We start from the raw sequence: 12,228 nt of genomic DNA on the forward strand, positions 1-12,228 counted from the left end.
ATCTTTCTCGACAACTCACGGCATAATGCGCGCCGTAAAATTCCTATCCAGCTCAGCGAGGCCGTCCGACGTGTTGAAGAAGACCCTATTCCAGTTGCACTGGTTTTTCGGCATTACCGCCGGGCTGGTGTTGGCATTGATGGGGATTACCGGGGCCGCGTACTCGTTCCAGGATGAAATCCTGCGGGCGCTCAACCCCACGGTACTGACCGTGCACCAGCAACCCGCCGGGGTGCTGCCACCCGCTGAACTGGTGCGCAAACTCGAAGCCACCGAAGGCAAGGCCGTGTCCATGCTGTGGGTGGAAAGCGAAAGTGGCAACGCCGCCCGGGTCTTCTTCACGCCGCCACCGGGCGAACGCCGGGGGCAGATGCGCTACTTCGACCCGTACACCGGCGACTACCTGGGCGATGCCGTCGGCCAGGACTTTTTCGGTCTGATGCTGCAACTGCACCGCTTCCTCGCCATGGGCGATACCGGCCGGCAAATCACCGGCGCCTGTACGCTGATCTTGATTTTCTTCTGCCTCTCCGGCCTGTACCTGCGCTGGCCGCGCCAGGTGGCGAGTTGGCGTGCCTGGCTGACCCTGGACTGGCGCAAGAAAGGCCGCAGTTTCAACTGGGACCTGCACTCGGTGTTCGGCACCTGGTGCCTGCTGTTCTACCTGTTGGCCGCGCTCACCGGTTTGTCGTGGTCCTACGAGTGGTACAACAAGGGCCTGACCAAGTTGCTGTCCGATGCCCCGCAAAACGAGCGGGTGCGCAATCGCGGCCCGGCGCCGGCGGGCCCGGCACCCGTGGCCAACTACGAGGCGATCTGGAGCAGCATCTACAGCACCGCCGGCCCGGGCCTGAGTGCCTACAACATCCGTATGCCAGCCGTCGCCGGGCAACCGGCCACGATCTACTACCTGTTGCAGAACTCTCCCCATGACCGCGCGCTGAACCAGATCAACCTGGACCCGGCCACCGGCGTGGTCAAAAGTGTTCAACGCTATGGCGATAAAAGCCTCAAGGCGCAATTGCTGACCAGCATCTATGCGCTGCATGTGGGCAGTTACTTCGGCCTGGTGGGGCGGATCATCCTTACCGTCACTTCGCTGTGCATGCCGCTGTTCTTTATTACCGGCTGGTTGCTGTACCTGGACCGCCGCCGCAAAAAGCGCCAGGTGCGCGATGCACGCAAAGGTCTGGGCGAAAACCCTGGCAATGCACCGGCCTGGCTGATCGGTTTCGCCAGCCAGAGCGGCTTTGCCGAGCAACTGGCCTGGCAGACCGCCGGCCAGTTGCAGGCGGCCGGGTTGCCGGTGAAGGTGCAGCCCCTGGGCAGTGTCAGTGAAGACGACTTGCGCCAGTCGGAACATGCGCTGTTTGTGGTCAGCACCTTCGGCGACGGCGAAGCCCCGGACAGCGCGCGCGGCTTCGAACGCAGCGTGCTGGGCCAAGACCTTGCCCTCCAGGGCCTGAACTACTCGGTGCTGGCTCTGGGCGATCGTCAATACCAGCACTTTTGCGGCTTTGCCCGGCGCCTGCACTTCTGGCTGACCAACCAGGGCGGCAACCCGTTGTTCGCCCCGGTGGAAGTCGACAGCGGCGACCAGGAGGCCCTGCTGCACTGGCAACAGCAACTGGGCCAGATCACCGGCCACGCACCGGCCGCCTGGGCCAGCGCCAGCTACGAAAGCTGGACCCTGGACCGGCGCACGCTGCTCAACCCAGACAGCAGCGGCTCGGGCGTCTACCTGCTGGGGCTCACCCCGCCCGCCCCACGGAACTGGCTGGCCGGCGACCTGGTGGAAATCCTGCCACGCAATTGCCCGTGGGCCGTCGAACATTTCCTCGACGGCCTGGGCATCGCCGGCACGGACGAAGTGCTGATCGATGGCCTGGCGCGGCCCCTGGAACAGGTGCTTGCCAGCCGCCAGTTGCCGGACAACCGCTCCCACCTGGTCGGCCTGCACGCCCAGGCCCTGGTAGAGGCGCTGGTGCCGGTGGGCATGCGCGAATACTCCATCGCCTCGATTGCCAGCGATGGCGTACTGGAACTGATCGTACGCCAGGAACGCCACGCCGACGGCAGCCTGGGCCTGGGTTCAGGCTGGCTGACCGAACACGCGCCGCTGGGCGCGGCAATCAGCCTGCGGTTGCGGCGCAACAGCGGCTTCCACCTGCCGACTGACCCGGTACCGCTGATCCTGCTGGGCAACGGCACCGGCCTTGCCGGCTTGCGCAGCTTGCTCAAGGCGCGCATCGCCGACGGCCAGCAGCGCAACTGGTTGCTGTTCGGCGAACGCAACATCGCCCACGACTACCACTGCCAGGACGAGCTGCAAGGCTGGCTGGCCAGTGGCGACCTGGCGTTGCTGGACCTGGCGTTTTCGCGGGATCAAGAAGAGAAGATCTACGTCCAGGACCGCCTGCGCGAATCCGCCGATGTATTGCGTAAATGGCTGGCCGAGGGCGCGGCGATTTATGTCTGTGGCAGTTTGCAGGGCATGGCGGGCGGGGTGGACCAGGTGTTGGTGGACGTCCTGGGAAGCGAGGCGGTGGAACGCCTTATCGAACAGGGCCGCTACCGCCGGGATGTGTACTGACGTACACCCATCAAAATGTGGGAGCGGGCTTGGGCGCATTTCAGGTCAGGCGGGTTGGAGTTTTTGTTCGAATACCGACACGCCATCGAGGTCGCGTAGTGTGACCGTCAACTCCGCCGTCTGCCCATCAATCTGCACCTCGCCAAAAAACTGGAACCCCGCAAACGGCGATGTGTTTTGCACCGCCGGGGCCTTTTCAAATACCACCTGCGGGCCAAAGGTCTTATCCAAAGGATTGGGCCCGAAGCTCCCGGCGTTCAGCGGCCCCGCGACGAATTCCCAGAACGGCTCGAAATCCTGGAACGCCGCCCGGTCCGGGTGGTAGTGGTGCGCCGCGCAGTAGTGCACATCAGCGGTCAGCCACACATGGTTACGCACCTGTTGCGCGCGCAGGAAGCCCAGCAATTCGGCAATTTCCAGCTCACGGCCCTGGGCCGCGCCCGGGTCGCCGTTGGCCACCGCCTCCCAGCGCGGCACGCCGGGGCTGACTTCGCCGTCGGGCACGCCGAGGCCGATGGGCATGTCGGCGGCGATCACCTTCCACTGCGCCTTCGACGCCTTGAGTCCGCCCTTGAGCCAGTCCAGTTGCGCCCGCCCCAGAAACGGTTTGGTCCCGCCCAGGTTGTCATCGTTGGCCCCGCGATAGCTGCGCATATCCAGCACAAACACATCGAGCAACGGCCCGTAGCTGAGCTTGCGGTAGATGCGCCCACCCTGGTCGGCGCCCTGCAAGCGCATCGGCGCATATTCCAGCCAGGCCTGGCGTGCGCGGCCCACCAGGGTGGTGATGTCCTTGGTCTGGTAACGCTCGTCCAGTTGCTTGCCGGGCGACCAATTGTTGACCACTTCGTGATCGTCCCATTGCCAGATCTGCGGCACCTGGGCATTGAAGCGGCGCACGTTTTCGTCCATCAGGTTGTAGCGGTAGTTGCCACGGTACTCATCCAGGGTTTGCGCGACTTTGCTCTTGGCCTCGGTAGTAAGGTTGCGCCAGATGCGCCCGCCTTCGGTGGTCAATTGCGCCGGTACCGGGCCGTCAGCGTAGATGGTGTCGCCGCTGTGGATAAAAAAGTCAGGCAGGCGCAGGCGCATGGCTTCGTAGATGCGCATGCCGCCAATATCCGGGTTAATCCCAAAGCCCTGGCCGACGGTGTCGCCGCTCCACACAAAGCGGATATCGCGCCGTTGTTGCGGCACGCTGCGCAGGTGGCCGAACCAGGGCTCGCTGGCCACGCCGGTCTGCGCATCCTCAAATTGCACACGGTAGAAAATCGCCTGGTCGGCGGGCAGCCCGGTCAGCTCGACGCGGGCGGTGAAGTCGCTGCGGCTGTCGGCCAAAGGCGAGATGAAACGGCGCGGGTTGCCGAACAGGCTGCGGGTATCCCACTCGACCACCATCCGTGCCGGGCGGTCGCAGCGGCTCCAGATCATGGCGCGGTCGCCCAGCAAGTCGCCAGACTGCACGCCATCGGTCAACTGCGGCCGGTCCTTGACTGAAGCAATTACCGCCGGCGCCAGCCCCGGCAGCAACAGGCCGGCGCCGACGCCCTGGATCACCCGACGACGGCCGGGATTGAAGTGGCTCATGGGTTTGCCTCTGCACAGCAAAAGGAAAACTAAAGCATGGCCGGATGAAGCACAGATGACAGGTGTCGCTACCTACACTCAGGCAACGGCCAGTTCGACGGCCTCCGGGCGCTTGATCACGGCGTACACCAGCCCTGTGAGTACGCTGCCGGCAACGATCGCCAACAGGTACAGCAGCGCATGGTTGATGGTGTTCGGGATCAGCATCACAAACAGCCCGCCATGGGGTGCCATCAACTTGCAGCCGAAGTACATCGACAAGGCGCCGGTCAACGCGCCGCCGGCGATGCTGGCGGGGATCACGCGCAGCGGGTCCTTGGCGGCGAACGGGATGGCGCCTTCGGAGATAAAGCACATGCCCAGAATCAACGCGGCCTTGCCGGCTTCGCGCTCGGTCTGGGCGAACTTGCGCCGGGCCAGGAACGTAGCGATAGCCATGCCAATCGGCGGCACCATGCCCGCGGCCATGGTGGCGGCCATCGGCGCGCCGCTCTGGGAGGCCAGCAGGCCGACGGAGAAGGCGTAGGCCGCCTTGTTGATCGGCCCGCCGAGGTCGGCGCACATCATCCCACCCAACAGGATGCCCAGCAGCACCGCATTGGTGGTGCCCATGGTGCTGAGAAAGTCCGTAAGGCCCGCCAGCATCTGCGCCACGGGCGGGCCGATCAGGTAGATCATCGCCAGGCCGGTGACCAGGCTCGCCAGCAACGGGATGATCAGGATCGGCTTGAGCGACTCCAGGCTTTGCGGCAATGGCACCGCGCGGGTGATCAGCTTGACGCTGTAGCCGGCGAGGAAACCGGCGAAGATCCCGCCGATAAAACCTGCGCCCAGGGTACTGGCCAGCAGGCCGCCGATCATCCCCGGCGCGAGGCCCGGACGGTCGGCAATCGAGTAGGCGATGTAGCCGGCGAGCAGCGGCACCATCAGGGTGAAGGCGTGGTCGCCGACCGCTCTGAGGGCTGCGGCCAGGGTGCCAGGTTCTTCGTAGGCGTGGATCCCGAAGACGTAGGACAGGGCAATCAACAAGCCCCCCGCCACCACCATCGGCAACATGAACGACACGCCGGTCAGCAGGTGCTTGTAGACCCCGGTTTTCTCCGCCTTGGCCACCGCGCCACTGGCCGCGCTTTCCTGTTGGCCTTCGGCCAGCGCTTTGTCGAGGATTGCGGCGGACTGCTTGAGCGCAATGCCGGTGCCGCAACGGTAGATTTTCTTGCCGGCAAAGCGCTCGGTGGCCACTTCGATGTCGGCGGCCAGCAGCACCACATCCGCGTCGCGAATGGCTTGTTCGCTCAGGGGCGTGCGTGCGCCCACCGAGCCCTGGGTTTCCACCTGTAGGTCATAACCCTTGGCCTTAGCGGCCTGCTGCAAGGCTTCGGCGGCCATAAAGGTGTGAGCCACGCCGGTGGGGCAGGCGGTGATGGCGACAATGCGCGGCACATTTTTTACCGTCGGCACTGTGGTGCTGGCAACGTACAACTGGGCCTCTTGCGCGCCCCGTTGCAGCACCGCTTCAACGTCCTGCAACGCCTGGGCCGGAGTGCTCTGGTACACGCGCTTGCCGACAAAGCGCTGCATGTCCACCGGCGTGCTGGCGACCAGCAACACCCATTCGGCCGCATCGAGGGTGGCCTGGGAAAGTGCGCGCTCGGGGTGGTTCACGTCCACCACCTCCACGCTGGTGCTCCAGCCCTGGCGCTGGGCGGCGGCGTCCAGCAAGCGGGCGCACAGCACACTGGTGACCATGCCGTTGGGGCAGGCAGTAACAATGGCTAATTTCATGACAATCCCTCTTATTGTTCTGTCAGCGGGCGGACGTGCACACCGCTTTCGAGACGCGCCAGTTGCGCGTCGTCGCTGATGCCAAAACCGATCTGCGTGACGGCCATCGCGGCGATGGCCGTGGCCCGCGCCAGGGTTTGCCGCGGTGCCTCCATCGCCAGCAAACCGTGCAGCATGCCGGCCAACAACGAGTCGCCCGCGCCTACGGTACTGGCGACGGTGACCCGTGGCGGCGTGGCCTGCAGGGCAGCGTCGGGACCGAACCAATTGACCCCATCGGCGCCGTGGGACACCACCACATGCTCGACACCTTGCAGGTGCAGGCGCTGGGCGGCCTGGGCCTGTTGCGCGACGGTAGCGGTCGGGCAATCGAGGGCGTCGGCCAGCTCTTCGGTGTTGGGCTTGACCAGCCAGGGGCCGGCCTGCAACCCGGCGCGCAGGGCTTCGCCGCTGGTGTCCAGGGCGACTTTCAACCCGAGGTTTTTCAGGTGCAACAACAGGCCCTGCAACCACTGCGGGCTGACACCCTGGGGCAGGCTGCCGGCGACCACCACCACATCATGGCCCGGGGCAATCTGCGTCAACTGGTCGAGCAGGGCCTGTTGCGCCTGCGCGCTGACCACAGGCCCCGGCGCGTTGATATCGGTCACCCGGCCGTCCAGCTCGGCCACCTTGATATTGCTGCGGGTTTCCCCCGGCACACGAATAAACGCATCGACAAAACCCCGACGGGCAATCAACGCTTCAAATGCCTGGGGATTGTCTGCCCCCAGAAAACCGCCAACCGTCACGTGATGGCCAAGGTCTGCCAACACCTGGGCGACGTTCACGCCCTTGCCCGCCGCATGGGTCAGCATGGCCAGGCTGCGATTGACCGCTCCCGGCTCCAGGCGTGTCAGTTGTACGGTCAGGTCCAACGCCGGGTTCAGCGTCAGGCTTAGAATCCTTGCCATTTACACAGCCTCCACAAGGGCACGCACTTGCGCGGGAGAGCCCACGGCCAAGGCGTTTTGTGCGAGGGCCTGGGCCTCGCCCAGGGTGAATTCACGCACCCGGGCCTTGACCTCGGGAATGCTGCGCGCCGAGACGCTCAACTCATCGACCCCCAGGCCCACCAGCACCGGCACTGCCAGCGGGTCGGCCGCCAGCTCACCGCACACCCCGACCCACTTGCCATGGGCATGGGCGGCGCGCACGGTGATGTCGATCAGTTGCAGCACGGCCGGGTGCAGGCCGTCAGCCTGGGCCGACAAGGTTGGATGACCACGGTCGATGGCCAGGGTGTACTGGGTCAGGTCATTGGTGCCGATACTGAAAAAGTCCACTTCCTGGGCCAAAACCGGCGCCAGCAGGGCCGCCGAGGGGACTTCGATCATGATCCCCAGTTGCAGGTCCGCCACTGGGATCTGCGCGCGCAGGCGCTCGGTCATGTCCCGGGCCTGGCGCCACTCATCAACGCTACCGACCATGGGGAACATGATGCGCAGTGGGCGGCCATCCGCCGAGCGCAACAGCGCACGCAGTTGGGTTTCCATGATCTGCGGGCGTTGCAGGGTCAGGCGGATGCCGCGCACGCCAAGGAACGGGTTTTCTTCCTTGGCAATCGGCCAGTACGGCAGCGGCTTGTCACCACCCACATCCAGGGTGCGCACCACCAGCGGCCGCCCAGCCAGGCCGTCGAGCACACGACGGTACTCGGCTTCCTGGGTGGCTTCGTCCGGGGCCTGGGAATGGGCCATGAAAATCAGTTCGGTGCGCAGCAGGCCAATGCCTTCGGCGCCCTGCTCGACCGCAGCGGCCACACCGGCGCTTTCGCCGATATTGGCGAACACTTCCACCGCATGCCCATCGCGGGTCAAGGCCGGTTCATGGCGTTGCGCGGCGGCGGCCTGCAAGCGTTGCTCGCGGGTGTCGCGCTCCTGGGTAGCACGCTGCAAGGTCTCGGCATCGGCATCCACATGCAGGCGCCCGCGCTGGCCATCGAGCAACAATGGCGTGCCCGAGGCCAGCAGCAAGACCGCCGGCCCGGCGCCGACCAGCGCGGGAATCCCCAGGGCGCGGGCGACGATGGCGCTGTGGGCGGTGGCACCACCGCGTGCGGTGAGAATCCCGGCCACGCGCGTCGGGTCGAGGCGCGCCACATCCGACGGGCCGACCTCATCCATCACCAGAATGTAGGGCTCGTCGGGCTCCTGCGGGGTGTCGATACCACACAGTTGCGCCAGCACCCGCCGGCCGATGTCCCGCAGGTCGGCGGCGCGTTCGGCGAGCAGTGCGTCCTGCAAGGACTCCTGCTGTTTGGCCGCTGCTTCGATCACGCTCATCCACGCCGCTTCGGCGCTTTCGCCTTGTTTGAGGCGGGTGTCGACTTCGTCGGTCAGCTCCGGGTCGTCGAGCATTTCCTGGTGGGTGATGAAAATCTCGCGGATCGCCTTGGATGTGCTGCGCTCGATCAAGCCCTGGATATCGTGGCGCACATCGCGCAATGCTGCGGATAACCGCTCGCGTTCGACGTTGGCCGACTCGCCGCGCAACGGATAGTCGAACGGCTGCAACACCTGGATATGGGCCGGGCCGATGGCGATCCCCGGTGCCGCAGGGATTGCCTGAATCAGGCTGCCGGAGCGCGGCGCGCTGATCAGTGGTTCCACCTCAAGGGCTTCAACCCGTGCACTGACGGCCGGCAGCGGCTCGACGTCTTCACCCAGCCCCTCTTGCACAGCCGCCAGCAGCGCCGGCAGCGCATCGTCGGCAATGCCGGGTTCGGCGACAAATTCCAGCACCTGGCCACGCCGGGCGCCGAGGCTGAGCAGTTTGCTCAAGCTCTTGACCGACACCGCACCGCCCTGCCCGTCGACGATCCGCACGCGGATCTCGCCGTCGAAGCCTTTCGCCAGTTGGGCCAGGGCCTTGGCCGGCCGCGCATGCAGGCCGTGGGCATTGGCCAGGGCGATACGGGCGCTGGGCCAATCGGCGGGCAACTCGCCACCCAGCACTTCGAGGACCGCCCGGCTGCTGGTGGCGCGCCCCAGTTCCTGGCCGCGCCCTTCAATCAGCAAGGCGCACAGGCGCTCAAGCAATGCCTGGTGGGCCTCGCCGAGGCTGGCCAGGCAAAACAGGCCGCTCAATGGCTGGCCCAGGTAGCGCATGGGTTTGTCCGGTGTGACAAAGGCCAGGCCCGGGCGCTTGACCGTTTGTTCGCTGTGCAGCCACCACAGGCCATCGCCCAGGGGCAATGCATCGACTTGCTGCAACACCGCGGCAAAGCCATTGCTCACGCAATCGGCCTGGCGCAACAGGCGGGCGCCGCGCCACACCAGTTCTTCGAAATCGTCGGCAGACACGCCCAGGCCGATCATTTGTGCATCCAGCGCCAGCTCCTGGGGCGCGCCTTGCAGCAGCTTGAGCAAGGCGTCGGCCGAGGTGGCGCGGCACAGCGCCTGGCCCAGGTCGGTTTCACCAAGGGCGCGGGTCAGCAGTTGCAGCAGGCGCAGGTGCTCATCGGACTTGGCGGCAATGCCAATCGCCAGGTAGACGATCTGGCCATCGCCCCAATCCACACCGTGGGGAAATTGCAGCAGGCGCACGCCGGTGGCGAACACCTGGTCGCGGGTTTCGGGGGTGCCATGGGGGATCGCAATACCCTGGCCGAGGAAGGTCGAGCCTTGCGCTTCACGGGCTTGCAGGCCGCTCAGGTAACCCTCGGCGACCAGGCCATCGGCTACCAGTTTTTCGGCGAGCAGTTGCAAGGCAGCAGACTTATCCACAGCCAACTGGCCCATGGATATCTGCTCTACGGTGAGCTCAAGCATGCCTTTCTCCTAGTTAGTGCGGGGTGCGCACTAGGTATTGTTTTGATTAAACCGTGCAAAAATAACTGACTGAGCGGTCAATTGGCAGTAGGCACTCAGCGGCGAACATCGTAAAAATACGCTTGCTGAAACGTTTAATCTAGAATTTATGGCAGATTACTGGGTAATTTTGCATCGTTGAAGCACCACTCGGCGCTTGAGTTGCGACAATGGTCGCGTGCAGGAATCGGTTACGATTGGACAAAATGTCGGGGCAAGCTCTAAAAAACAAGGAAATCCCGGTTTGAAACTCAGTGATATTGCACGTCTAGCCGGTGTGTCCGTGACCACCGCCAGCTACGTCATCAATGGCAAGGCCCAACAGCAACGGATCAGCACCGCCACCGTGGAACGGGTGCGGGCGGTGGTCGAGGAGCATGGCTTCACTCCCAACCCCCAGGCCGCAGGGCTGCGCAGCCGGCATACCCGCACCTTGGGCTTTATCCTGCCGGACCTGGAAAATCCCAGTTACGCACGGATCGCCAAGCTGTTGGAACAAGGCGCGCGGGCCCGTGGCTATCAATTGCTGATCGCCAGTTCCGACGACGATGCCAACAGCGAGCGCCAGTTACTGCAACTGTTCCGTGCGCGGCGTTGTGATGCGCTGTTCGTCGCCAGTTGCCTGCCTGCCAGCGATGACAGTTATCGCGAGCTGCAAGCCAAGGGCCTGCCGGTGATCGCCATCGACCGAGTGATGGAGGCCGAGCAGTTCTGCTCGGTGGTCAGCGATGACCGCCAGGCCTGCCAGCAGTTGACCAGCAGCCTGCTGCAACCGCTGCCCCGGCAGATCGTGTTGATCGGCGCGCGCCCCGAGCTGAGCATCAGCCAGGAACGCGCGGCGGGTTTCCAGCAAGCGTTGCACGGCTTCAAGGGCGAAGTGCTGATCGAGCACGGCGAAGCCTTCAGCCGTGATTGTGGCCGCAAGTTGATGGAAGAACTCCTGCAACGCCTGGGGCATTTACCCGACGCGCTGGTGACCACTTCCTACGTATTGCTACAAGGGGTGTTTGACGCGCTGCATGACTTCCCGCTCAAGTCCCGGCCACTGCGCCTGGGCACCTTTGGTGACACTCAGTTGCTGGACTTCCTGCCGCTGCCGGTCAACGCCATGGCCCAGCAGCACGCGCTGATCGCGCAGACGGCCCTGCGCCTGGCGCTGGCGGCGATTGAAGAACAGCACTACCAGCCGGGCGTGCATGCCATTGGCCGGACCTTCAAGCAGCGGATTCACGAGGCGTAGGCGTGGAGCTGATCGACAGCCACACCCACCTCGACTTCGAGGACTTCGACGCTGATCGCGACGAGGTGCTCAGGCACAGCCGCCAGCTCGGCGTGCGGCGCATGGTGGTGCTGGGGGTGTATCAGCGCAATTGGCAGCGGTTGTGGGACCTGGTGCAACAGGACCCGGACCTGCATGGGGCCTTCGGCCTGCACCCGGTGTATCTGGATGAACATCGTCCCGCAGACCTGATCGAATTGGGCGACTGGCTGAGCCGCCTCAAGGGCCATCGCCAGGTGTGCGCCGTGGGGGAAATCGGTCTCGATTACTTTCTCGAGCACCTGGACCGCGAGCGTCAGCAAATATTGTTTGAAGCGCAATTGCAGTTGGCCGTGGACTTCCAACTGCCGGCGCTGCTGCATGTGCGCCGCAGCCACGCGGCCGTGATCGCCACCCTCAAGCGCATCCGCCTGGCACGGGGCGGGATCATCCATGCCTTCGCCGGCAGCCGCGAAGAAGCCCGCGAATACATCAAGCTGGGGTTCAAGCTGGGCCTGGGCGGCGCGCCGACCTGGCCCCAGGCCTTGCGCATGCACAAGGTCATCGCCCAACTGCCGCTGGATTCGGTGGTGCTGGAAACCGACTCGCCAGACATGGCCCCCGCCATGTACCCCGGCCAACGCAATAGCCCGCAGCACCTGCCGGCAATCTGCGGCGCCCTGGCCGAACTGATGGGCATCAGCCCTTCAGCGTTGGCCGAAGCGAGCACCCGCAACGCCTGCGAACTGTTCAACTGGCCGCTCGATAGCGGGGTTGACCGCCTGTAGCGTCAGGGTCATGCGATGCCGGTGGCGAGCATGACGCAGGGTCAAGAAGTGAATCAGGATCGCCACCAGCGACACGTTCAATTGCCCGACCTTGCTGATCAAGCCGACCCACTCCACCACCAGGGCCACCAACAAGGCCACGCTGGTCAGCACCAGCATGCTCGGGCGCAGCAAGGCCAGGTTGTCCAGGGACTTCAACTGGCGCAGTTGCCTGGGGCAATTGAGCTGTAGGACTTTGTGACAATACGGACAATCAAAGGGCTCGTTGAGAGCAATGGCATTGAGCTGCCAGGGCTTGAGGCCGAAGGTGATGTCGCAGTGGGCGCAATGCCCTTTCACGCCTGGGGTTGTCGCGGTCATGGCCCT

The 12,228-nt window shown here is 64.8% G+C and carries 8 protein-coding genes; 3 read left to right on the forward strand and 5 right to left on the reverse strand.

Going from position 1 to position 12,228, the window contains the following annotated elements; all coding sequences use genetic code 11:
* Positions 1 to 70 precede the first annotated feature (70 nt).
* Complete coding sequence (locus tag ACSSVH_RS22060) at positions 71 to 2,593, forward strand: PepSY domain-containing protein (protein ID WP_492633720.1); 2,523 nt, start codon at positions 71 to 73, stop codon at positions 2,591 to 2,593.
* Positions 2,594 to 2,638: 45 nt separating this feature from the next.
* Here ACSSVH_RS22060 and ACSSVH_RS22065 read toward each other — a convergent pair whose 3' ends face one another.
* From ACSSVH_RS22065 to ptsP, 4 genes are all read right to left on the reverse strand, one after another.
* Positions 2,639 to 4,180, reverse strand: a complete 1,542-nt coding sequence (locus ACSSVH_RS22065; protein WP_170041724.1) for an alkaline phosphatase D family protein — start codon at positions 4,178 to 4,180, stop codon at positions 2,639 to 2,641.
* 78 nt (positions 4,181 to 4,258) lie between these two features.
* Positions 4,259 to 5,965, reverse strand: coding sequence for a PTS fructose-like transporter subunit IIB (locus tag ACSSVH_RS22070; RefSeq protein ID WP_432754633.1), 1,707 nt, complete (start codon positions 5,963 to 5,965; stop codon positions 4,259 to 4,261).
* 11 nt (positions 5,966 to 5,976) lie between these two features.
* Complete coding sequence (pfkB, locus tag ACSSVH_RS22075; protein WP_170056715.1) at positions 5,977 to 6,918, reverse strand: 1-phosphofructokinase; 942 nt, start codon at positions 6,916 to 6,918, stop codon at positions 5,977 to 5,979.
* On the reverse strand, positions 6,919 to 9,777 hold the full coding sequence (ptsP, locus tag ACSSVH_RS22080; protein WP_492633721.1) for a phosphoenolpyruvate--protein phosphotransferase: 2,859 nt from the start codon (positions 9,775 to 9,777) through the stop codon (positions 6,919 to 6,921). It abuts the gene before it with no gap.
* A gap of 283 nt (positions 9,778 to 10,060) precedes the next feature.
* On the opposite strand from ptsP, the gene cra reads away from it, so the two are divergent.
* Entirely contained in the window at positions 10,061 to 11,056 is a 996-nt protein-coding gene (gene cra / locus ACSSVH_RS22085) for a catabolite repressor/activator (RefSeq protein WP_169950992.1), read from the forward strand.
* Positions 11,057 to 11,058: 2 nt separating this feature from the next.
* Entirely contained in the window at positions 11,059 to 11,862 is an 804-nt protein-coding gene (locus tag ACSSVH_RS22090) for a TatD family hydrolase (protein ID WP_492633722.1), read from the forward strand.
* Here the strand turns inward: ACSSVH_RS22090 and ACSSVH_RS22095 are convergent.
* Positions 11,782 to 12,222 carry a hypothetical protein gene (locus ACSSVH_RS22095; protein ID WP_492633723.1) on the reverse strand — a complete coding sequence of 147 codons (441 nt, stop codon included), beginning with the start codon at positions 12,220 to 12,222 and terminating at the stop codon, positions 11,782 to 11,784. The genes ACSSVH_RS22090 and ACSSVH_RS22095 overlap by 81 nt on opposite strands.
* Positions 12,223 to 12,228 lie beyond the last annotated feature (6 nt).

Source organism: Pseudomonas sp. HC1(2025) (assembly GCF_058742075.1).

Coding starts and splice junctions, on each gene's coding strand:
- ACSSVH_RS22095 (WP_492633723.1), bottom strand. CDS start 12,222: ATGACCGCGACAACCCCAGGCGTGAAAGGGCATTGCGCCCACTGCGAC.
- ACSSVH_RS22070 (WP_432754633.1), bottom strand. CDS start 5,965: ATGAAATTAGCCATTGTTACTGCCTGCCCCAACGGCATGGTCACCAGT.
- ACSSVH_RS22065 (WP_170041724.1), bottom strand. CDS start 4,180: ATGAGCCACTTCAATCCCGGCCGTCGTCGGGTGATCCAGGGCGTCGGC.
- pfkB (WP_170056715.1), bottom strand. CDS start 6,918: ATGGCAAGGATTCTAAGCCTGACGCTGAACCCGGCGTTGGACCTGACC.
- ptsP (WP_492633721.1), bottom strand. CDS start 9,777: ATGCTTGAGCTCACCGTAGAGCAGATATCCATGGGCCAGTTGGCTGTG.